Below are 22938 nucleotides of genomic sequence, written 5' to 3' on the forward strand. Positions count from 1 at the left end.
TAATTCACAGACTTATCACCAACCCAAAGATCAAGCCAATATTGGAGATATGTGGATCAATGTGTGAGTAAAAATGGGGCAGGTTGTGAGGATCCATCGAATAATGTCGAAAATATTGTGAATAACTTGGATCTTATTCACTGGATCGTCGATCATTTGCTGGCGATCTTGGTTATCAACAGGTAAAATTGCCAATCTTTTCAGATCAATTACTTCGAGTGGGGGCACCGTGTCATCTTCGCTTTGGTTGCAATGTTTGCAACAGCTTCAAGAAGAGCTACCAGCAACTGAATTCAGCATGTGGGTTCGTCCGTTACAAGCGGAGCTCAATGACAATACGCTCACTTTATTTGCCCCAAACCGTTTCGTATTGGACTGGGTACGTGACAAATATCTAAACAACATTAATCGTCTGTTGCAGGAATACTGTGGTAACGACGTACCAAGCCTACGTTTTGAGGTAGGTAGCCGTCGTGTGGCAGCGCCGACCCCTGCACCGAAACGTACACCTGCGGATGTGGCGGCAGAATCCTCTGCTCCTGCGCAACTTCAAGCACGTAAACCTGTTCATAAAACTTGGGATGATGACGCTCAAGCGATTGCTGACATCAACCATCGCTCAAACGTTAACCCAAAACATAAGTTCACCAACTTTGTTGAAGGTAAATCAAACCAGTTAGGTTTAGCGGCGGCGCGTCAGGTGTCTGATAATCCTGGCTCAGCGTACAATCCGCTATTTTTATATGGTGGTACAGGTTTAGGTAAAACACACTTATTGCATGCGGTAGGCAACGCGATTGTTGATAACAAGCCCAATGCAAAAGTCGTTTACATGCACTCTGAGCGTTTTGTTCAAGATATGGTTAAGGCGCTACAAAATAACGCGATTGAAGAGTTCAAGCGCTATTACCGCAGTGTCGATGCACTTCTTATCGATGACATTCAGTTCTTTGCCAATAAAGAGCGCTCACAAGAAGAATTTTTCCATACCTTCAATGCCTTACTGGAAGGTAACCAACAGATAATTTTGACATCTGACCGCTATCCGAAAGAGATCAGTGGTGTAGAAGATCGTCTTAAATCGCGTTTTGGTTGGGGTCTAACGGTTGCGATCGAACCACCTGAGCTAGAAACTCGCGTCGCGATCTTGATGAAAAAAGCGGAAGATCACCAGATTCACCTCGCTGACGAGGTTGCTTTCTTTATTGCTAAGCGTTTACGTTCTAATGTTCGTGAGCTGGAAGGGGCATTGAATCGCGTTATTGCAAACGCCAACTTTACCGGTCGTCCAATTACTATCGACTTTGTTCGTGAAGCGCTTAGAGATTTGCTAGCGTTACAAGAGAAGTTAGTTACCATTGATAATATTCAAAAAACGGTAGCTGAATACTACAAGATTAAAGTCGCGGATCTGTTATCTAAGCGCCGTTCTCGTTCTGTTGCGCGCCCGCGCCAACTTGCTATGGCTCTTGCGAAAGAGCTGACTAACCACAGTTTGCCAGAAATTGGTGATGCATTTGGCGGTCGTGATCATACGACTGTACTTCATGCATGTCGTAAGATTGAGCAACTGCGTGAAGAGAGCCACGATATTAAAGAAGATTACTCGAATTTGATTCGTACCCTTTCTTCTTAATTCGCAGTATCCTTAGCAACGAAATAACCAACGAATTCGGATAAGAGCATCCTATGAAATTTTCCATTGAGCGTGGCCACCTGCTTAAACCTCTTCAACAAGTCTCAGGTGCGTTAGGTGGTCGACCAACATTGCCAATTTTGGGCAACCTACTGTTAAAGGTAGAAGATAACGTGCTATCGATGACGGCGACGGATCTTGAAGTTGAGCTGATTAGCCGTGTGACATTGGAAGGTGAATTCGAAGCTGGCAGCATTACCGTTCCTTCTCGTAAGTTCCTCGATATCTGCCGTGGTCTTCCTGATGACTCAGTGATTACTTTTGTGTTGGAAGGTAATCGCGTTCAGGTTCGTTCTGGGCGTAGCCGTTTTTCGCTATCCACACTTCCTGCGAATGATTTTCCAAATATTGAAGATTGGCAAAGTGAAGTTGAGGTATCACTGACTCAAGCTGAGTTGCGTGGTTTAGTGGAAAAAACGCAGTTTTCTATGGCAAACCAAGATGTACGTTACTACCTCAATGGTATGTTGTTTGAAATCGATGGTACCACCTTACGCAGTGTTGCGACGGATGGCCATCGTATGGCGGTATCACAAGTTCAGCTAAGTGCTGATTTTGCACAAAAACAGATTATAGTACCGCGTAAAGGTGTACTGGAGCTGGTTAAATTACTCGATGCACCAGAGCAGCCTGTTGTTTTGCAGATCGGTAGCTCTAATGTTCGTGCAGAGGTGAATAACTACGTATTTACTTCGAAGCTCGTTGATGGTCGTTTCCCTGATTACCGACGCGTAATGCCACAGAGTACGACCAAAACACTTGAAGCAGGCTGCGATGAGCTACGTCAAGCTTTCTCTCGTGCTGCTATTCTATCGAACGAAAAATTCCGTGGTGTTCGAGTGAATCTTGCTGATGCGGAAATGCGTATTACCGCGAACAACCCAGAACAAGAAGAAGCTGAAGAGATGTTAGATGTCAGTTTTGAAGGTGAACCTATCGAGATTGGTTTTAACGTGAGCTACGTTCTCGATGTGCTTAATACAATTCGTTGTGAGAAAGTACGAGTGTCAATGTCGGATGCCAACGCCAGTGCGTTGATTGAAAATGCCGATGATGACAGTGCGATGTACGTGGTAATGCCAATTCGACTCTAGCATGCCGCTTTCACGTCTTATTATTCAGCAATTTCGAAACATTAAAGCCTGTGATATTGAACTATCAGCAGGCTTTAACTTTCTTATTGGGCCCAATGGAAGTGGCAAAACTAGCATTCTTGAGGCCATCTACCTGCTTGGGCATGGTCGCTCTTTTAAGAGTTCTCTGACAGGCAGAGTGATTCAAAATGACTGCAATGAGCTCTTTGTTCATGGGCGTTTTTTGAACTCGGATCAATTTGCGCTACCAATTGGCATTAATAAGCAGCGTGATGGCTCAACAGAGGTTAAAATAGGCGGTCAGTCTGGACAAAAGTTGGCACAACTGGCACAAGTATTACCTCTGCAGTTGATCCACCCTGAAGGGTTTGATTTGCTGACCGATGGTCCTAAACATCGCCGTGCATTTATTGACTGGGGTGTGTTTCATACCGAGTCTGCATTTTATGATGCATGGGGTCGTTTCAAGCGTCTCAACAAGCAAAGAAATGCGTTATTAAAAACAGCAACCAGTTATCGAGAGCTGAGTTACTGGGATCAAGAAATGGCTCGTTTGGCTGAGAATATTAGCCAGTGGCGTGCGACATATGTCGAGCAAATGAGGGTAAAGGCTGAAGAAATTTGTCAGACATTCTTACCCGAATTTGAGATTCAACTGAAGTATTATCGTGGATGGGATAAAGAGACGCCATACCAAGATATACTGGAAAAAAATTTCGAGCGTGATCAAGCATTAGGGTACACATTTAGTGGTCCTAATAAAGCGGATTTGCGCATCAAGGTGAATGGCACACCTGTTGAGGATGTACTGTCACGTGGTCAGTTAAAGTTAATGGTTTGTGCATTGCGTGTGGCTCAGGGACAACATCTTACTGAAATGACTGGCAAGCAATGTATCTACTTAATTGATGACTTTGCATCTGAATTAGATAGCCAACGTCGTAAGCGCCTAGCGGATTGCTTGAAAGCGACGGGGGCTCAAGTTTTTGTAAGCTCTATTACTGACAGTCAAATTGCAGATATGCAAGACGAAAATGGCAGGATGTTCCATGTGGAACATGGCACAATAGAGCAAAATAAATAGCGGAAGAAAACTCATGTCTGAAAATTACGATTCATCGAGTATTAAGGTACTAAAGGGTCTGGATGCGGTTCGTAAGCGTCCTGGTATGTATATCGGCGACACGGATGATGGCACCGGTCTGCACCACATGGTTTTCGAGGTGGTGGATAACTCAATTGATGAAGCGTTAGCAGGTCACTGTAAAGACATCATTGTGACAATTCATGAGGATAACTCAGTTTCTGTAAGCGATGATGGTCGTGGTATTCCGACAGAATTGCACCCAGAAGAGAAAGTCTCTGCGGCTGAAGTTATCATGACAGTACTCCATGCTGGTGGTAAGTTCGATGATAACTCGTACAAAGTTTCGGGTGGTCTACACGGTGTAGGTGTTTCAGTAGTAAACGCCTTGTCTGAAAAAGTAACGCTAACGATTCATCGTGGCGGTCATATCCATACGCAAACCTATCGTCATGGTGAGCCTGAAGCGCCACTAGCAGTGATTGGGGATTCAGATAAAACGGGTACGAAGATCCGTTTCTGGCCGAGTGCAGAGACTTTTACTAACACGGAATTCCACTACGATATTCTCGCTAAGCGTCTACGTGAACTGTCTTTCCTAAACTCAGGTGTCTCGATTAAATTGATCGACGAGCGAGAAGAAGATAAGAGTGACCACTTCATGTTTGAAGGTGGTATCCAAGCATTCGTTGAGCATCTTAACACCAACAAAACCCCAATCATTGACAAGATCTTCCACTTCGACTTCGAACGTGAAGATGGCATTGCTGTTGAAGTTGCGATGCAGTGGAACGATGGTTTCCAAGAGAATATCTACTGTTTCACCAATAACATTCCTCAGCGTGATGGTGGTACGCACTTGGCCGGCTTCCGTGCGGCATTGACTCGTACCCTGAACACTTTCATGGATAAAGAAGGCTTCTCTAAGAAGGCAAAAACAGCGACATCGGGAGATGATGCTCGTGAAGGTCTAACCGCTGTTGTATCTGTTAAAGTTCCAGATCCGAAATTCTCTAGCCAAACTAAAGACAAACTGGTCTCTTCTGAAGTGAAGTCTGCGGTAGAGTCTGCAATGGGTGAAAAACTGTCTGAGTTCCTAGTTGAGAACCCAACAGAAGCGAAGATGGTTTGTTCTAAAATTATCGATGCGGCACGTGCTCGTGAAGCGGCGCGTAAAGCTCGTGAAATGACTCGTCGTAAAGGTGCGTTAGACCTAGCGGGTCTACCTGGTAAACTGGCAGACTGTCAGGAAAAAGATCCAGCGCTGTCTGAACTCTACATAGTGGAGGGTGACTCGGCAGGCGGCTCCGCAAAACAAGGCCGTAACCGTAAGAATCAGGCTATCCTACCGCTTAAAGGTAAGATCCTGAACGTTGAGAAAGCACGTTTCGACAAAATGCTTTCTTCTCAAGAAGTGGCAACGCTTATTACCGCTCTTGGCTGTGGTATCGGTCGTGACGAGTACAACCCAGATAAACTGCGTTACCACAACATCATCATCATGACCGATGCTGACGTCGATGGTTCGCACATTCGTACGCTTCTATTGACCTTCTTCTACCGTCAAATGCCTGAACTCATTGAGCGTGGCTACGTGTACATTGCTCAGCCACCGCTATACAAAGTGAAGAAAGGCAAGCAAGAGCAGTACATTAAAGACGAAGATGCGATGAACCAGTATCAAGTGGCACTGGCTCTAGATAGCGCATCTCTACATGTGAATGCACAAGCACCAGCATTGTCTGGTGAAGCATTAGAGAAGTTAGTTCAGCAGTACAATGCGGGTATTAAGCTGGTGGATCGTATGAGCCGTCGCTACCCACGCGCACTGGTGCATGAGCTTATCTACGTACCACGTTTAACGGCGGAGCAATGTAATGACTCTGCTGCTGTAGAAACTTGGACGAAAACTCTCGTTGAGCAGTTGAACGCGAAAGAAGTCGGTGCTAGCCAATACAGCTTCGAAGTGGAACAGCATGCAGAGCTTGGTCTAAGCCTACCTAAGATCATTGTACGTACTCATGGTGTGATGCACGAACATGTACTCAGTATTGATCTGCTTAACTCGAAAGAGTTCGGAAAACTTGCGACGCTGTCTGAAGCATTAGACGGTCTAATTGAAGAGGGCGCTTACATCAAACGTGGTGAGCGTACTCAGCCTGTTGTTAGCTTTGTTGAGGCTTTAGAGTGGTTAATTAAAGAATCTCGTCGTGGTCTTAGCCTACAGCGTTACAAAGGTCTAGGTGAGATGAACCCAGATCAGCTTTGGGAAACCACAATGGATCCAGAAACGCGCCGTATGATGCAAGTAACGATTGAAGATGCCGTAGGTGCTGACCAATTGTTCACGACTCTAATGGGTGACCAAGTTGAGCCGCGTCGTAACTTCATCGAAGAGAATGCACTGAAAGTAGCTAATTTGGATGTATAAAGTTCCTAGTTACTAGCAGCGAGCCCCTAGAAAAAGCGCAGGTCGAAAGATTTGCGCTTTTTTATTGGAGGTTAATTAAAACAATCATTTAGTATTAGTCTAGCCACTAGCCACTAGCCACTAGTCACTCGAAACTAGGAACTTTTTTACTTTTATCCCTTGAAACTAATTTACCCCAACCACATATCTATTGTTGAAGAGGGAAGCTGTCTTGCTCAAAAGAGAAGAAACAGAACCTCTGGACTCGCTGATAAGGTATCGCTCAAGAGAGGATGACCTTAAAGGTACACAATTTAAAACTTGATTCGTTGCTATGTCCCCGAGCTTAGACCTAACAGAGGTAGCCAGAGGAATAGTCAATGAGTCCCTTAGTCGGCAAGGCTACGATCATAGTATCGAACCACGCAAACTCACGACTAAGACTATTGCTTACTAAAAGGATAGCACTATGAGAACTGTAGATTTCACTCCACTATACCGCAATGCAATTGGCTTCGATCGTCTGTTCAACATGATGGAAGCGAACTCTTCGAAGAACTCTTCAGGTGGTTACCCTCCATACAACATTGAGCAGCAAGACGATAATCACTACCGTATTACTATGGCTGTGGCGGGCTTTGCTGAAGAGCAGTTAGATTTAACTCAAAATGACAACATGCTGATCGTCAAAGGCGAGCGTAAAGCCGAAGAAGAGAAAAAATACGTTTATCAAGGTATTGCAGAGCGCGATTTCGAGCGTAAGTTCCAGCTAGCAGACTATGTAAAAGTTGTCGGAGCGAGCATGGAAAATGGTCTTCTCCACATTGATCTTGAACGCGAAATCCCTGAAGCGATGCAACCACGTAAGATTGCTATCAATGGTCAAAAACTCATTGAAGGTTAATATTCCGTCTCATAAATGAGAGCTGAGAGTGAAAGAGCGCCTATGAGCGCTCTTTTATTGCTCTCAATTCTATCCATCAGTAGTTTCTGCGTCGACAATTAATAAACTTGGAAAATAGAATGAAAAAAGTGGTATTGGCAGCGTTGATTGTTGCTGTCTCTGGTTGTTCTAGCTTTGGGCTGTTTTACTTCTGATGAAATTAAGCCTCTTGATAGGCTCGCGCTACTTCTTCAGCGATAATATCGATACCTTTCTGCATCATCTCATCATCTCATCATCTTGCACATAGTTCATACGTAAACACTGGTGAGCGTGTTCCCAGTCATCTTCCTGACCGATAAAGAAATACTCTCCAGGTACAATCAAAACCCCACGAGCTTTAAGACGCTGATAAAGTTCCATAGTTGTGATTGGAAGTTCATCAAACCATAACCAAAGGAAAATAGTGCCTTCCGGTTTATGAATACGAAAACGCGGATCGGTAATTGCGTTTTGCAGCAGTTCAACAGCACGAAGTGACTTTTGTTGGTAGAAAGGTTTAATTACCTCTGAACTGAGTTTTAGTAAGTTCCCTTTTTCAATCATATGATGAGCGATCGCTGGCCCAATGCTCCCCGGTGCTAAACTGATAATGCCGTTCATATTCGTCAGTGCTTGAGTTATTTCTTCATTGGCGATGACAATCCCGCAGCGAACACCCGGTAGACCTAGTTTTGATAGGCTCATGCATAAGATGGTGTTCTTATTCCAAAATGGCTGTACATCTTCGAAGATGATATTTGGGAATGGCAGTCCGTAAGCGTTATCGATAATCAGTGGAATGTTGTTTTCACGTGCGAGTTTGTCCAACTTGTGAATCTCTTCATCCGTTAGAACATTACCTGTAGGGTTAGTCGGGCGTGATGCACAGATAGCCGCCACGGACTCATCAACCTTAAGTTGCTCAAAGTCGACGTGATATTTGAATAGGCCATTATCGAGTAATTCTATCTCTGGGTGGTAAGAGATAAAGATGTTCTCATCAACCCCAGCATCGCCATAGCCAATATACTCAGGAGCCAAAGGCAGCAGAATTTTTTTGTGCGAGCCATCTGGCTGCTGACCTGCAAGCAGGTTAAATAAGTAGAAAAAACCACTTTGACTGCCATTTGTTAGACTGATGTTCTTCTCACTGATATCCCAACCATAAGTCTCTTTCAATAAGTTAGCGAGTGCTTTAACAAATGCATCTTTGCCTTGCGGACCATCATAATTGGCCATGGCTGCGATCAATTCGCCACTGGCGAGCATCTCTTTACTGGTTTGGCGAAAGTCTTCGAGCATAGCTGGAATCGCGGCTGGGTTACCTCCACCGAGCATAATGGCTCCTGGGGTACGCAGACCATCATTTAAATCATCCATCAATCGTGTGATACCAGAATACTGATTAAATTTTTCACCAAACTTCGAGAATTGCATTTGTAGTTATACCTAATTCATTGTGATTGCTTTAAGTGTAATGAGTTACTAGAAACAGCTAGTAAAGCGAATAATCCTTGAACATACCTTAATGTGAGTACAACGCAAAGAGCCAATCTAAGCATGGCAGAAAATAATTTACTTTCTGATCACAAATCCAGTCTCATCGGATCGATGTTTGGAGTGTTATCGTGAGCAATCTGTCGCGAGTTCGCTGGAAGGTAAAGAAAAAAGGGAAGCATTTGCTTCCCTTACTCTTGGTGATTTCAATCGATTCTTACGATTAATGCTTACTTCTGTAGTAGTGAGATATCAGCAATTTGCAAGAATAGGTTACGTAGATTGTTCAGTAGCGTTAGACGGTTTGTCTTAAGCGCTTCATCATCCGCCATAACCATTACGTTATCGAAGAACGCATCGACAGGTTCACGTAGATCTGCAAGCTTGCTTAATGCTTCTTGGTAGTTGCCTGTCGCAAATGCTGGCTCAAGAGCTTCAGTCATCACTTCTACGCTTTCAGCTAGTGCTTTTTCTGCGTCTTCTTGGAGAAGAGCTAGGTCTATCTCTGCTGCCAGTTCACCATCGAATTTAGCAAGGATGTTACCTACACGTTTATTCGCTGCTGCGAGTGCTTCTGCCGCTTCCAATTCACGGAAGTGAGATACCGCTTTAACACGTTGGTCAAAGTCTGCTGGTTTGGTTGGACGACGCGCTAGTACTGCTTGGATGATATCTACGCTAAAGCCTGCATCTTGATACCAAGCGCGGAAACGACCCAACATGAACTCGATAACATCTTGCTCAACGTTGTCATTGGTCAGCTTGTTACCAAACTGGATTTTTGCTTCGCGGATAAGATCAACGAGGTCTAGGTTGTAGCCGTTTTCAACGATGATACGTAGTACACCTAGAGAAGCGCGGCGAAGTGCAAATGGATCTGAGCCTTTAGGTGCTTGGCCAATACCAAAGATACCGACGATAGTGTCTAGCTTGTCCGCCATAGCGACTGCTGAAGAGATACCTGTGCTTGGTAGGTCGTCACCAGCAAAACGAGGCATGTATTGCTCGTACAGCGCCAGTGCAACTTGTTCGTCTTCACCGTCATGCTTGGCGTAATGCATGCCCATAACCCCTTGAGTATCGGTAAATTCGAATACCATTGAAGTCATTAGGTCACACTTAGCCAATAGACCTGCGCGAGTTGCTTTTTCAACATCAGCGTCGATCTGCTTAGCGATGTAGCCAGCAAGAGCGGTAATACGGTCAGTTTTGTCTTTGATCGTACCAAGTTGCTTTTGGAAGATAGCTTGTTCTAGCTCAGGAAGACGATCGATAAGAGGACGCTTGCGGTCAGTGTTAAAGAAGAACTCTGCATCCGCTAGACGTGGACGTACAACCTTCTCGTTACCTTCGATTACGTAGCGTGGCTCTTTTGATTCGATATTCGATACAAAGATGAAGTTTGGTAGCAACTGCTTGTTTTCATCGTATACAGGGAAGTACTTTTGGTCACCTTTCATGGTGTAAACCAAAGCTTCAGAAGGCACTTTTAGGAACTTTTCTTCAAACTTTGCCGTAAGTACAACAGGCCACTCAACAAGAGAAGTCACTTCTTCTACTAAGTCGTCTTCTAGATCGGCAATACCACCAACGGCGGCCGCTGCTTTTTGTGCGTCAGCGAGAATGATCGCCTTACGTGCTTCGTAATCTGCCATTACTTTACCGCGTTCTTCCAGAATCGCTGGATATTGCTCTGCATAGTCGATAGTGAACTCTTGTTCACCCATGAAGCGGTGACCACGGATAGTGCGGCTTGACGCAACTCCAAGGATTTCACCTTCGATCAGATCCGAACCCATAAGCATGGTTAGCGTTTTCACTGGACGGATAAATTGTGTTGCTTTATCGCCCCAACGCATTGGTTTTGCGATTGGTAGGTCAGCAAGAGCTTTAGCAGCAAGTTCCACAACGATTTCTGAGGTTGCTTGGCCTTTTACTTCTTGTTTGAACAGTAGCCATTCACCCTTGTCCGTGACCATGCGTTCAGCTTGGTCAACTGTGATACCACAGCCGCGAGCCCAGCCTTGTGCTGCTTTGGTTGCGTTACCTTCAGCATCGAAAGCAGCAGCAACAGCAGGACCACGCTTTTCAACGACTTTGTCTGCTTGACCTTCAGCCAGTGCTGATACTTTAAGAGCTAAACGACGAGGAGCGGCATACCATTTCACTCCTTGGTGTTCAACGTCTGCTCCTTTTAGCTCAGCTTCGAAATTTGCTGCGAACGCTTCTGCTAATGTACGAAGTTGCGTTGGTGGTAGCTCTTCTGTACCGAGTTCAATTAGAAATTCTTTAGCCATGATTACTTCTCCTCACCTTCTTTTTTACACATAGGGAAGCCAAGTGCTTCGCGAGATGCGTAGTAGGCTTCTGCAACAGACTTAGTCAGGTTGCGGATACGAAGGATGTAACGTTGACGCTCTGTTACAGAGATTGCTTTACGTGCATCAAGTAGGTTGAAGGCGTGTGCCGCTTTCAGGATGCGCTCGTAAGCAGGTAGAGGAAGAGGTTTCTCAAGCTCTAGTAGTTGCTTAGACTCTTTTTCACACTGATCGAAGAAGCTAAATAGGAAATCTACGTCTGCGTGCTCAAAGTTGTACGTTGATTGCTCAACTTCGTTTTGGTGGAAGATATCACCGTAAGTGACTTTGCTACCGTCTGGAGCGACGTTCCACACTAGATCGTAAACGGAGTCCACTTCTTGAATGTACATCGCTAGACGTTCGATACCGTAAGTGATTTCGCCAGTCACTGGTTTACACTCAAGGCCGCCCACTTGCTGGAAGTAAGTAAACTGAGTCACTTCCATGCCGTTTAGCCATACTTCCCAACCAAGACCCCATGCACCTAGTGTTGGGTTTTCCCAGTTATCTTCTACGAAGCGGATGTCGTGAACTAGCGGGTCGATACCAAGAACTTCAAGCGAGCCTAGGTACAACTCCTGAATGTTATCCGGAGATGGTTTTAGAGCTACTTGGAACTGATAGTAGTGCTGCAGACGGTTCGGGTTTTCACCATAACGGCCATCGGTTGGACGACGTGAAGGTTGAACGTAAGCTGTCGACATTGGCTCTGGGCCAAGTGCACGTAGACATGTCATTGGGTGAGAGGTGCCTGCACCTACTTCCATATCTAGAGGCTGAACGATTGTGCAGCCATTTTGTGCCCAGTAATCCTGCAGCGCGAGGATCATTCCCTGGAAGGTTTTGATATCGTATTTTTGCATAGTAATTCGCGCGATTCTTGTGTCTAAAATTGATAAAAAATAACAATCAAGTATACCCAGATATTAGGCATGGGAGTAGAGGTAATCTTGACTAATTGATAGGCAAAAATCCCCTTTAATAGAATTTTTCTGCCTTATCTAACCAAATTTTCCTAAAAGGGAGTTTATTTGTAGTTTCCTACTTGAGAATCGTTAAGGGGAGCGATAGAATTCCGCTGTCTTTGGGGAGTAGCTTACCTATTTATCAACACTGGGATAATAGGTTCGTTCGTCAACATAATTGATGCAAAATCATCATGGCGTTCGAGACGAGTAGTGACAGATAACAATCAAAAACGTCACTCGTGTTTAGCAAGACCTTAGACAAATCATCATGAACCGGGGTGGGGCATGAGGTTTGTCTTTGGTTAAAAATAATCCCTACCTCAAAAGAGCATGTCTTGAGCGTTTTAGCTATTTCTATTACCACCGTCGCACTGGCGGAAATCGGTGATAAAACTCAATTATTGTCACTCCTGTTAGCGAGTCGATACCGTAAACCTATACCTATTATCGCAGCCATTTTTCTTGCCACTATTGCCAACCACGCGTTAGCAGCATGGCTAGGTGTTGTCGTTGCTGATTATCTTTCACCGCAAGTTTTAAAATGGGTGCTGGTGGTCAGTTTCGTCGCTATGGCCGCCTGGGTACTGATACCAGACAAACTTGATGACGATGAACAGATTTCGAATCGAGGACCTTTCATCGCCAGTTTTATTGCATTTTTTGTCGCTGAGATCGGAGATAAAACGCAAATCGCAACCTCAATTTTAGGTGCGCAATATGCGGATGCTCTGAGTTTGGTTGTTCTTGGCACCACAATCGGTATGCTTTTGGCCAATGTACCCGTGGTACTGATCGGTAAACTGTCAGCAGACAAAATGCCACTGGATTTGATCCGAAAAGTGACCGCTTTGCTATTCATCGCCTTAGCGACTGGTGCTGCAATTTACTCGTAGTTTGCTAAGGATATGGTGTTAAATATCAATAGCTAGCCTTTAAAATGCGTCAGTTCAAAGTATGGATTGAAATCGTTCGTAGACGTGATCGCTGACATATTAGTGTCATGTTTGTCATGGTAATTTAACCGTGTGATTGATAGCGAGAGGGCGATACGATGCTTACACGTTATACGGGGATCACCCCTAGAAGTCAGAGTTACTTGTTCACCTTTGGCCTTGTGTTGTGTTTGCTGGCTATGGTGCTAACGGACATGTGGTTGCCCATTGTTGCGGGTTCGTTCATTTTGACTGGCTTGACGGTTGAGGCTTGGATTCGAGTCGCTCACATAATACCGATGCATGAAGAGATGCGTGCCATGAGAAAGCAGATCAATAAACTTCAGGCTGAAATTCACACCATAGAATACGACGAATAAAGTAACGGCTGCCCTTGGGCAGCCGTTTTTTCATCTCTTGCTAATGGCCTCTATGCTATGCCATTCCTTTCTTAATTAAATATAGGTATGGCAGTTGTTCTGTCTGAGAGCCGATTAACTGATGATCCATAAAGCGACAGAAACTGGGAATGTCTCGGGTTGTTGATGGGTCATCAGCTTTAACAAGCAGAACCTCACCATCTTGCATGTTTCGAATTGTCTTCCTGACCATCATCACTGGCTCTGGGCAGCGTAGTCCTTCTGCCTCTAATGTTTGATTTGCCTGCTCGATATTGAATGTCATGGTCGTATCTTTGGTTACTTAATTTGGCCTAGATAATACTAGTGAAGAAAAAATATTCAATAACCCCTTGGCAAACGGATCATTTTGTTTTAACTTAGTTAACAAGTTGGTAACATTTGAACGAGGGAGCTATTATGTTGACAGCATTAGATCGGTTAACAATCTATTCAGTGTTGTGCTTTATCTCTTTCTGCGCTCTTGTTTTACGTTCACCAGCAGAATCGTCTTCGTTTATGCCGCTACTCGGCATGGGTGCGACGGTTGTAGGGATCTGGCTCGAGATGCATCGCTGGCCGAGCGCATCTGAAGAGCAAGAGAATGGATGATTGCGCTTCCAACCGTCATTCATTTCTGTCACTACGCTCAACTACATTCCGACACTATCCCCAGTTTTCTTGGGCTTCCCCGCTGAAAAGCGGGATTTTTTTTGCCTGAAAAAGGTACAATTGCAGACACCTTTTCAAAAAATGATGGTTAAACGTGGAATTAGAAGACATTTATCGTCGTGACCTTAGCTTGTTGGTGGCTCTTCGTGTTCTTATCGAGGAATGCAGCGTCAGCAAAGCGGCAAACCGCCTCAACCTCAGTCAATCGGCTATGAGTCGAGTGCTTGGGCGTTTACGTGAAATGCTCTCCGATCCACTGTTTACTCGGCAAGGTCAGCACTTGATTCCAACGCAAAAAGCGCTGGAAATCGATCAGGCTTTGGGTGAACCTCTCGAATCTCTTCGCCAGTTGTTGTCACCATTAGAGTTTGAGCCAAGGAGCTGCGATCAGACGTTCAATATAGCGACCACAGATTACGCGATGCAAACCATACTGCCCTTTGCTCTACCGCGAATCTATCAGGAAGCGCCGAATGTTTCGTTTAACTTCCTACCTTTGCAACATGACAGACTCGCTGATCAACTGACTTATCAAGGGGCAGACTTAGCCATCTGCCGACCTATTGGCCCAGTCGAACCACTACGCAGTGAAATTCTTGGTCGGGTAGGTGTGCTTTGCTTGCTCTCAAAACAGCATCCTTTAGCAGATAAAGAGATGAGCCTATCGGATTATTTGACCTATCCGCGTGCGATGATAGCGATAAGTGATGGAGTTAAGGCACTGATTGAGCAGGCTTTGATTGATCAACCTGAGCGGAAAATGGTGTTAAGGGCATATCATCTTGAGGCGGCATTGGCGATTGTGGATACCATGCCAATCATTATTACCGTGCCTGCTGATTTGGCGTACTTAGTTGCTGAACGTTATGACTTGCTCATCAAGCCGTTGCCATTTCAGTTTACGCCCTTTGATTATTCAATGATTTGGCATCCCCGCTGTGAACATTCACCTTCTCAGGAGTGGCTGCGTGGGATAGTTAAAGAAGAATGTAGTCGTTTAATTGCCAAGCGAATAGAAGATATTGGGTTAGACTAGACAGGCAGAATCAATAAGAGCCAGCATTACAGGTGCTGGCTCTTTGAGTATTGCTGTCGCTAAAGTTTGATCACCACTCGACCTGTTACTTGACCGTTGGTGATATCTTCAGCGTATTTTGGCGCATCTTGAAGCTCAATCTCTGTACATGCTTGTTCAAAGTAGCTCTCTGGAAGGAGCTCAACCAGTCTCTCCCACGCCGCAATACGTTTTTCGGTTGGGCACATTACCGAGTCAACGCCTTGTAGACGTACGTTACGTAGAATAAACGGCATGACGGTTGTTGGTAGGTCAAAGCCGCCAGCAAGCCCACATGCTGCTACAGCGCCGTTATAATCCATTTGCGCAAGGACTTTCGCTAGCACTTTACTGCCTACGGTATCAACCGCACCCGCCCAAACTTGTTTTTCTAGTGGACGCGCAGGTTCTTCAAACTCTGCTCGATCAATGATTCGGCTAGCGCCAAGTTTCTCTAGTAGTGGACCATTTTGTTCTACACGTCCGGTGACAGCTGTGACTTGATAGCCCAAAGCTGCCAGCAGCGATACGGCAACCGAGCCAACCCCGCCACTCGCACCTGTTACAAGTACTTCACCGGACTCTGGTGTGATACCAGCATCAAGCAGAGCTTGCACACACAACATGCCAGTAAAACCTGCGGTTCCTACCATCATGGCTTTTTTACTGTCGATACCTTTTGGTAGTGGGACTAGCCAGTCTGCTTGTAAACGAGCACGCTGAGCCATGCCACCCCAGTGGTTTTCACCCACACCCCAGCCGGTGAGTACAACTTTGTCACCCGCTTGGTAGCGGTTGTCTTCAGAGCTGACAACGGTTCCCGCCATATCAATACCAGGCACCATTGGAAAATTACGGATAATTTTGCCTTTACCAGTGATAGCCAAACCATCTTTGTAGTTGAGAGATGAGTAATCGACGTCGATTAGGACTTCACCTTGAGGAAGTTGTGATTCATCGATTTGCTCGATGGAAGCAATAGTGCGTTTGTCTTCTTGGTTTAGGATCAGTGCGTTAAACATTTGTCGTCTCCACCACGGGCAGCAATTAAAAAACAGAATTGAGTGTAGACCTAAATAAGGCATGACTAAAATGAAACTTTAGCATTATATCTATGCGTACCATACATTCTGTCCAATAAGCTGACAGGTTAGTGCTCACGGTTCAGAGCGAAAAATCACTAAAGCCAAATAAAAAAGCCTCTTACTGAAAGCAAGAGGCTGAGTATTGAGGGTATCCTGACTAGGAAAGGAAGAACTTATACGACGGGTTGTCGGTTTCGTCTTTGCATTGATAACCCAGTTCACGCAGATGAGCTGAGAATTGAGAGAGATCTGACTCATCCAATTCAAAGCCACACAGTACTCGACCATAGTCAGCACCATGGTTGCGGTAGTTGAACAGGCTAATATTCCAGTGTGTCCCTAGGGTACTTAAAAATTTAAGAAGAGCGCCGGGGTACTCAGGAAACTCAAAACTATAGAGACGTTCTTTCAGTGGTTTAGATGGCTTTCCACCAATCATGTAGCGAATATGCAGTTTTGCCATTTCGTCATCTGACAAATCAACCACTGGGTAACCGCCGTTACGTAGATCATGGATGATATGTTCTAACTCTTCTTGACCACCCTGCAGACGAACACCGACAAAGATATTCGCTAAAGAATCATCATTGTAACGATAGTTAAACTCAGTGACAGCACGGCCACCAATTAAGTTACAAAATTCGAAGAATGCCCCTTGGCGTTCAGGAATCGTGACAGCTAACAGGCCTTCACGTTTTTCACCGAGTTCGCAACGCTCGGAGACGTAACGCAGACCGTGGAAGTTAGTGTTTGCGCCTGATAAAACGGTTCCAAGGTTTTTACCCTTGAGTTCATTCTTTTCTGCAAATTTCTTTAGTCCAGCCAGAGCGAGTGCACCAGAAGGTTCGGCAATCGCACGGGTATCTTCAAAGATATCTTTTACTGCAGAGCAGATTTCATCGCTGGATACCGAGATGTGTCCATCGATGTATTTTTGACAAAGGCGGAATGTCTCTTCTCCGATACGTTTTACAGCTACGCCGTCAGCAAACATACTCACTTGGTCTAAAACGACAGGCTCTCCTGCGTCTAGAGCGGCTTTCAGACAAGAGGAATCTTCAGGTTCAACAGCAATGACTTTTATCTCAGGCATCAGTTGTTTGACTAGAACAGCAACGCCCGCAGCAAGACCACCACCACCAACAGGGACAAAGATGTAATCGAGATGACCATTTTGTTGCAGCATCTCCATGCCAATTGTTCCCTGACCAGCAATGACCAAAGGGTGATCAAACGGAGGAACAAAGGTGTAACCATGCTCAGTAGACAAACGTTCAGCTTCCGCTTTAGCTTCATCAAAGTTGCTGCCATGTAGAACCACATTGCCGCCAAATCCGCGTACCGCTTCTACCTTGATATCCGGTGTCGTTTTAGGCATGACAATGGTAGTCTTTATGCCTAGTTTCGTGCCCGATAGCGCCATGCCTTGTGCATGGTTGCCTGCCGACGCAGCGATCACGCCTGCCGATTTCTGTTCATCGTTCAAACTCGCGACCATATTGTACGCACCTCGCAGTTTGAACGAGTGCACGGGTTGGCGGTCTTCACGTTTAATTTGAACGTTATTACCAATACGAGCCGAAAGACGGGGCATATCCTGAAGTGGAGTAACGGTCGCCACTTCATAAACTGGAGCTCTTAAGATCTGGCGCAGATAGTCTGCGCCAGTTTGTTGCGTAAGCGTCATAAGCTAGCCCTCTAGCTTAGATTTATCTCGTACCGCACCTTTGTCAGCACTGGTAGCCATACTCGCGTAAGCTTTTAGTGCAAATGATACTTCACGTTGACGATCAGCTGGTTTCCAGCCAAGTTCGTCTTGTTTTGCACGGCGCTCAGCAAGTTCCTGTTCTGAAACCTCAAGAGAGATTGAACGGTTAGGAATATCAATTGCGATCATATCGCCTTCTCTTACCAGACCGATAGCACCACCGTTAGCTGCTTCAGGAGAAGCGTGACCGATAGATAGGCCCGATGTTCCGCCTGAGAATCGACCGTCAGTAAGCAGGGCACACTCTTTACCTAAACCCATCGATTTGAGGTAAGTAGTTGGGTACAACATCTCTTGCATACCAGGGCCACCTTTAGGGCCTTCGTAGCGAATAATGACCACATCACCAGCTTTCACTTTGCCGCCCAGAATACCTTCAACGGCATCTTCTTGGCTTTCAAAAACGACAGCCGGACCGGTAAATTTAAGGATGCTTTCATCCACCCCTGCTGTTTTCACGATACAACCATCGAGAGCGATGTTGCCTGAAAGAACGGCTAAGCCTCCCTCTTGGCTGAAGGCATTCTCTTTCGTGCGGATACAACCTTCTTTGCGGTCATCATCAAGGCGATCCCAACGGCAATCTTGTGAGAATGCTTTGGTCGTACGAATGCCAGCAGGGCCTGCGCGGAAGAATTTTAGAACCTCTTCATCTTCGGTCTGCATGATGTCGTATTTGGCTAACTGCTCTTTCATAGAAAGACCCAGTACGGTATGTGCGTCGCTGTGTAGCAGTCCTGCGCGGTCAAGCTCACCAAGGATAGCCATTACACCACCAGCTCGGTGCACGTCTTCCATGTGGTATTTCTGCGTAGATGGCGCCACTTTACATAGATGCGGTACCTGACGAGATAGGCGGTCGATATCTTCCATATCAAAATCCACTTCACCCTCTTGTGCTGCTGCTAGCAGGTGCAGGATGGTATTGGTTGAACCACCCATCGCGATATCCAATGCCATCGCGTTTTCAAATGCGTCAAACGTTGCAATGTTGCGTGGTAGTGCAGATTCGTCATCTTGCTCGTAGTAACGACGTGTCAGTTCAACAATGCGTCGACCGGCGTTAAGGAATAGCTGCTCACGGTCTGCGTGCGTTGCCAGCATTGAACCGTTACCCGGCTGAGATAAGCCTAGAGCTTCAGTCAGACAGTTCATTGAGTTAGCTGTGAACATACCTGAACATGAACCACAGGTTGGACACGCTGAACGCTCGATCTGTTCGCTTTGTTCGTCAGAAACTTTCGGGTCAGCCCCTTGGATCATGGCATCAACAAGGTCTAGTTTGATGATTTGATCAGAAAGCTTGGTTTTACCCGCTTCCATAGGGCCGCCAGAGACGAAAATTACCGGGATGTTGAGGCGCATTGACGCCATTAGCATCCCCGGCGTGATTTTGTCACAGTTCGAGATACAGACCATGGCATCAGCACAGTGAGCATTGACCATGTATTCTACTGAGTCAGCAATCAGTTCACGTGATGGTAGCGAGTAGAGCATGCCACCGTGACCCATCGCGATGCCATCGTCTACCGCGATCGTATTAAACTCTTTAGCGATACCGCCTGCTTTCTCAATTTCACGAGCGACTAACTGCCCCATGTCTTTCAGGTGAACATGACCTGGTACAAATTGGGTAAATGAGTTCACTACCGCAATGATTGGTTTACCAAAGTCTTCATCTTTAACACCGGTCGCACGCCATAAAGCGCGTGCACCCGCCATATTGCGTCCATGAGTGGTGGTTGCTGATCTATATTTAGGCATCTTACTACTTCCTTATTTTGCCGGTGCGTTCTCTGGGTAAACGTAATCTAGCCAACCCCATTTATCTTCCGTCGTACCGTTGAATAGGCCGAAGTAAGCTTCTTGCAGCTCTTTAGTGATAGGGCCGCGTTTACCGCTACCCACTTCAATTTTGTCGATCGTCGCAACAGGAACGATTTCCGCGGCGGTACCTGTCATGAATACTTCGTCTGCAAGGTACAGTGCTTCACGAGCGATGTTAGCTTCACGCACTTCGTAACCACGATCTCGAGCGATGGTCATGATGGAGTCACGAGTAATGCCTGGTAGGATCGCGCTGGTTGCTGGTGGAGTGCAGATCACACCATCTTTAACCACAAAAATGTTTTCACCAGCACCTTCAGATAGGTAACCATCAACGCTGAGTGCGATGCCTTCAGCATATCCGTGGCGACGAGCTTCACCACCAACCAGTAGAGAAGAAAGGTAGTTACCACCAGCTTTTGCTGCGGTTGGAATGGTATTTGGTGCAGCGCGGTTCCAGCTAGAAATCATGGCATCTACACCTTTTTCTAGCGCATCTTCGCCTAGGTAAGAACCCCAAGGAAAAGCAGCAATGATGAGATCCATCTCTGTGCCGACTGGTGGACAAACACCAAGGCCAACGTTACCCACAAAACCGAGTGGACGGATGTAAGCGCTATCCAGTTTGTTTTGACGCAGAGTTTCACGCGTTGCTTCCATGATTTCTTCAATCGTGTATGGAATCGGGAAACGGTATATTTTTGCTGAATCTTTCAGACGCTTCGCATGCTCTAGATGACGGAAGACAATTGGACCATTTGGTGTGTTGTAGCAGCGTACGCCTTCAAATACTGAAGTGCCGTAGTGCATCGCGTGAGTCAAAACGTGTACGTTTGCCTCCGCCCAAGGAACCATCTCACCATTAAACCAAATGTAATCTGCTGTTTTTGTAGCCATTATTGCCTTCCTTATGCACAAATCTTTTGTTGTAAGTTGTTATTTGGTAATTCATCTCGCGCAATTTGCGTGACTTCAACGGTGCGCACGTCCCAAAGCTTCTCGATCTGATTGGTTAGGAACGAGATTGGGCGGTCGCTATCAACGATGATCTCTACGCTGGCGATTCTGCTTTCGTGGTTTTGTGTGCCTGCCACCTGTTTAACAGTGAAGCCACGGTGACGAACAACGCGAAGTACACGTTCTAGCAGAACGGGTTTGTCGTCTGCTTTAATGTCGATTAAGTATCTTTCCATGTTATGTGTTCTCCAGCATGTCATTGTTTGATGCACCTGGTGGTACAAGTGGCCAGACATTTTCTTCCTCATCGATTAAAACATGAAGAAGGTATGACGTGTTACTTTCTAGCATCTCTTTTAGTGCTGGCTCAACTTCTTCTTTCTTGGTGATGGTTTTACCAGGAATATCAAAGGCTTTGGCTAGCATTACAAAATCAGGGTTATCATCTAAAATAGTTTCGCTGTGGCGGCCATCGAAAAACAATGATTGCCATTGGCGCACCATGCCTAAGCGTTGGTTGTTGAGTAGTACGATTTTTACAGGAATTTGGCGACGTTTTAGTGTCCCAAGCTCCTGCACATTCATCATAAACGAACCATCACCCGTAATGAGAATAGACTGATCATCAGGACGAGCTACTGCGGCGCCCATTGCTGCTGGCAAGCCAAAGCCCATGGTGCCAAGTCCTGCTGAAGTGATGAAGTTCTGCGGATCACGAGGTTGAATATGCTGAGCTGCCCACATTTGATGTTGGCCAACATCTGTTGAAACAATCGAGCTATCTGGCATGAGATCAGAAAGTTGTTTGAGTAGTCCCGGTGCATAGATCAGATCACCTGGATGGTCATAGCGCCACTTAAACCCACTGCGTAGACTTTCACTGTGTTTAACCCAAGGCGTAATATCTTGAGTGAGTTCAAGATGAGGAAGAACGGCTGGAATTTCTGCACGAACTGGAGCGTTTGCTTGGCGAAGTTTATGGATTTCAGCTGCGTCGATATCGATATGGATAACTTTGGCATTGGGAGCGAAAGTATCGAGCTTACCTGTCACACGGTCATCGAAACGTGCACCAACAGCAATCAAAAGGTCACATTCCTGAACAACAAGGTTGGCAGCCTTGGTTCCGTGCATACCTAGCATGCCTAGGTAATGTGGGTCGTGACGTTCGATAGTGCCCAAGCCTTTTAGTGTGCTGACTGATGGCATAGGGTTTAGACGCAAGAATTCGCGCACAGCATTGGTTGCGTGACCTAGTTGTACGCCACCACCAACATAAAGAACAGGACGAGAACTTTGTGAAAGAAGCTCCTGAGCTTTCGCTATTGCTTCTTGGCTGGCAACGGGCATTGCAGGTGGGGTAAATGGTGGTAGTAGCTCAACAGGAGCTTGCCCAAGCTGTACATCTTTAGCGATATCGACAATTACAGGGCCTGGACGGCCTGTTTTAGCAACTTCAAACGCTTCGGCCAACGTGGAGGCGAGGTCATTGATGTCGGTGACGAGATAGCTGTGTTTGGTACAGGATAGTGACATCCCTATGACATCCATTTCCTGAAACGCGTCGGTACCAATGTGCGAACTCGCAACCTGACCAGTAATGGCAACTAGCGGAATAGAGTCCATGAAAGCATCGGCCAAACCTGTCACTAAGTTTGTAGCACCGGGGCCTGAAGTGGCCATGCATACGGCGACACTTTGTGTTGCTCTAGCCATACCAATTGCAGCCATTGCTGCACCTTGTTCATGGCGACAGAGGATATGTTCAACGCCACCATCATATAGTGCGTCATAGATTGGCATAATGGCACCGCCAGGGTAACCAAAAACGGTTTTGATTCCTTGCTGTTGTAGAGCAGCTACGACTAGCTCTGCACCTGTCATCCTCTACCCCCTCGGCTGTCCTTATCTTGATGTTGTGTTTTATTGCACGTCATGTGCGCTCCCATTCTTCCTGCAAGCTCTATTTATGAGCTTTAAATTTATGTCAGCCAAATTTTTCAGCGACTAATTGTAAAAAAACCCCCGGACTTTGCAGTGCGGGGGTTTTTTCTATTCTGTGGTTATCTTTCGCCCACTAGACCCCGCGCGGTGTCAATAATGACCACGATAATCAGGGCAATCAGTGCGTTAGTGCGGGCGTTAAAGTTCATCTTATTTTCTATAGTTATGTGTGCCGAATAGGGCACGAAAATGTTTGCGTCTCTAGTG

The 22938-nt window shown here is 45.8% G+C and carries 18 protein-coding genes, 1 pseudogene and 1 riboswitch; of the genes and pseudogenes, 9 read left to right on the plus strand and 10 right to left on the minus strand.

The features are described from left to right. Nucleotides 1-229 precede the first annotated feature (229 nt). The 5 genes from dnaA to QTN94_RS05485 all read left to right on the plus strand — a co-directional run bounded on the left by dnaA (nt 230) and on the right by QTN94_RS05485 (nt 7188). Nucleotides 230-1636 (plus strand): chromosomal replication initiator protein DnaA, encoded by a 1407-nt coding sequence (gene dnaA, locus QTN94_RS05465; protein ID WP_138972859.1) that lies wholly within the window; start codon nt 230-232, stop codon nt 1634-1636. A 53-nt stretch (nt 1637-1689) separates the two neighbouring features. After that, the gene (gene dnaN / locus QTN94_RS05470; protein ID WP_331417317.1) at nt 1690-2790 is read left to right on the plus strand and encodes a DNA polymerase III subunit beta; all 1101 of its coding nucleotides are present in this window, start codon (nt 1690-1692) and stop codon (nt 2788-2790) included. Between the two features lies 1 nt (nt 2791). Continuing rightward, complete coding sequence (recF, locus tag QTN94_RS05475) at nt 2792-3874, plus strand: DNA replication/repair protein RecF (RefSeq protein ID WP_331417318.1); 1083 nt, start codon at nt 2792-2794, stop codon at nt 3872-3874. 13 nt (nt 3875-3887) lie between these two features. Next, entirely contained in the window at nt 3888-6305 is a 2418-nt protein-coding gene (gene gyrB / locus QTN94_RS05480; RefSeq protein WP_331417319.1) for a DNA topoisomerase (ATP-hydrolyzing) subunit B, read from the plus strand. A gap of 448 nt (nt 6306-6753) precedes the next feature. Then, on the plus strand, nt 6754-7188 hold the full coding sequence (locus QTN94_RS05485; RefSeq protein WP_331417320.1) for an Hsp20 family protein: 435 nt from the start codon (nt 6754-6756) through the stop codon (nt 7186-7188). A 199-nt stretch (nt 7189-7387) separates the two neighbouring features. On the opposite strand, the pseudogene QTN94_RS05490 reads toward QTN94_RS05485, so the two are convergent. The 3 genes and pseudogenes from QTN94_RS05490 to glyQ form a co-directional block, all read right to left on the minus strand. After that, nucleotides 7388-8646: pseudogene (locus tag QTN94_RS05490) on the minus strand (valine--pyruvate transaminase). Nucleotides 8647-8936: 290 nt separating this feature from the next. Next, complete coding sequence (gene glyS / locus QTN94_RS05495) at nt 8937-11003, minus strand: glycine--tRNA ligase subunit beta (protein WP_331427151.1); 2067 nt, start codon at nt 11001-11003, stop codon at nt 8937-8939. A 2-nt stretch (nt 11004-11005) separates the two neighbouring features. Beyond that, nucleotides 11006-11929, minus strand: coding sequence for a glycine--tRNA ligase subunit alpha (gene glyQ, locus QTN94_RS05500; protein WP_138972852.1), 924 nt, complete (start codon nt 11927-11929; stop codon nt 11006-11008). A 211-nt stretch (nt 11930-12140) separates the two neighbouring features. After that, nucleotides 12141-12279, plus strand: a riboswitch (yybP-ykoY riboswitch). A 90-nt stretch (nt 12280-12369) separates the two neighbouring features. Here glyQ and QTN94_RS05505 point away from each other — a divergent pair. Next, nucleotides 12370-12927 carry a TMEM165/GDT1 family protein gene (locus QTN94_RS05505; protein WP_331427152.1) on the plus strand — a complete coding sequence of 186 codons (558 nt, stop codon included), beginning with the start codon at nt 12370-12372 and terminating at the stop codon, nt 12925-12927. A 158-nt stretch (nt 12928-13085) separates the two neighbouring features. After that, the gene (locus tag QTN94_RS05510) at nt 13086-13346 is read left to right on the plus strand and encodes a hypothetical protein (RefSeq protein ID WP_331427153.1); all 261 of its coding nucleotides are present in this window, start codon (nt 13086-13088) and stop codon (nt 13344-13346) included. Nucleotides 13347-13401: 55 nt separating this feature from the next. Here the strand turns inward: QTN94_RS05510 and tusA are convergent, their stop codons facing one another. Further along, nucleotides 13402-13650, minus strand: a complete 249-nt coding sequence (tusA, locus tag QTN94_RS05515) for a sulfurtransferase TusA (RefSeq protein WP_138972849.1) — start codon at nt 13648-13650, stop codon at nt 13402-13404. Between the two features lie 134 nt (nt 13651-13784). On the opposite strand from tusA, the gene QTN94_RS05520 reads away from it, so the two are divergent. Next, nucleotides 13785-13976 (plus strand): hypothetical protein, encoded by a 192-nt coding sequence (locus QTN94_RS05520; RefSeq protein WP_071985918.1) that lies wholly within the window; start codon nt 13785-13787, stop codon nt 13974-13976. Nucleotides 13977-14130: 154 nt separating this feature from the next. Continuing rightward, nucleotides 14131-15072 (plus strand): LysR family transcriptional regulator, encoded by a 942-nt coding sequence (locus QTN94_RS05525; protein ID WP_331427154.1) that lies wholly within the window; start codon nt 14131-14133, stop codon nt 15070-15072. Between the two features lie 59 nt (nt 15073-15131). Here QTN94_RS05525 and acuI read toward each other — a convergent pair whose 3' ends face one another. The 6 genes from acuI to ilvG all read right to left on the minus strand — a co-directional run bounded on the left by acuI (nt 15132) and on the right by ilvG (nt 22611). Then, nucleotides 15132-16112, minus strand: coding sequence for an acrylyl-CoA reductase (NADPH) (gene acuI, locus QTN94_RS05530; protein ID WP_331417326.1), 981 nt, complete (start codon nt 16110-16112; stop codon nt 15132-15134). Nucleotides 16113-16332: 220 nt separating this feature from the next. Then, the gene (gene ilvA / locus QTN94_RS05535) at nt 16333-17862 is read right to left on the minus strand and encodes a threonine ammonia-lyase, biosynthetic (protein ID WP_138972845.1); all 1530 of its coding nucleotides are present in this window, start codon (nt 17860-17862) and stop codon (nt 16333-16335) included. A 3-nt stretch (nt 17863-17865) separates the two neighbouring features. Further along, nucleotides 17866-19707, minus strand: coding sequence for a dihydroxy-acid dehydratase (ilvD, locus tag QTN94_RS05540; RefSeq protein ID WP_138972844.1), 1842 nt, complete (start codon nt 19705-19707; stop codon nt 17866-17868). Nucleotides 19708-19719: 12 nt separating this feature from the next. Next, the gene (gene ilvE, locus QTN94_RS05545) at nt 19720-20667 is read right to left on the minus strand and encodes a branched-chain-amino-acid transaminase (RefSeq protein WP_331417328.1); all 948 of its coding nucleotides are present in this window, start codon (nt 20665-20667) and stop codon (nt 19720-19722) included. 11 nt (nt 20668-20678) lie between these two features. Then, the gene (gene ilvM / locus QTN94_RS05550) at nt 20679-20963 is read right to left on the minus strand and encodes an acetolactate synthase 2 small subunit (protein ID WP_138972842.1); all 285 of its coding nucleotides are present in this window, start codon (nt 20961-20963) and stop codon (nt 20679-20681) included. A gap of 1 nt (nt 20964) precedes the next feature. Continuing rightward, entirely contained in the window at nt 20965-22611 is a 1647-nt protein-coding gene (gene ilvG, locus QTN94_RS05555) for an acetolactate synthase 2 catalytic subunit (RefSeq protein WP_331427155.1), read from the minus strand. Nucleotides 22612-22938 lie beyond the last annotated feature (327 nt).

It is taken from the genome of Vibrio sp. M250220 (assembly GCF_036533795.1).
Classification (GTDB): domain Bacteria; phylum Pseudomonadota; class Gammaproteobacteria; order Enterobacterales; family Vibrionaceae; genus Vibrio.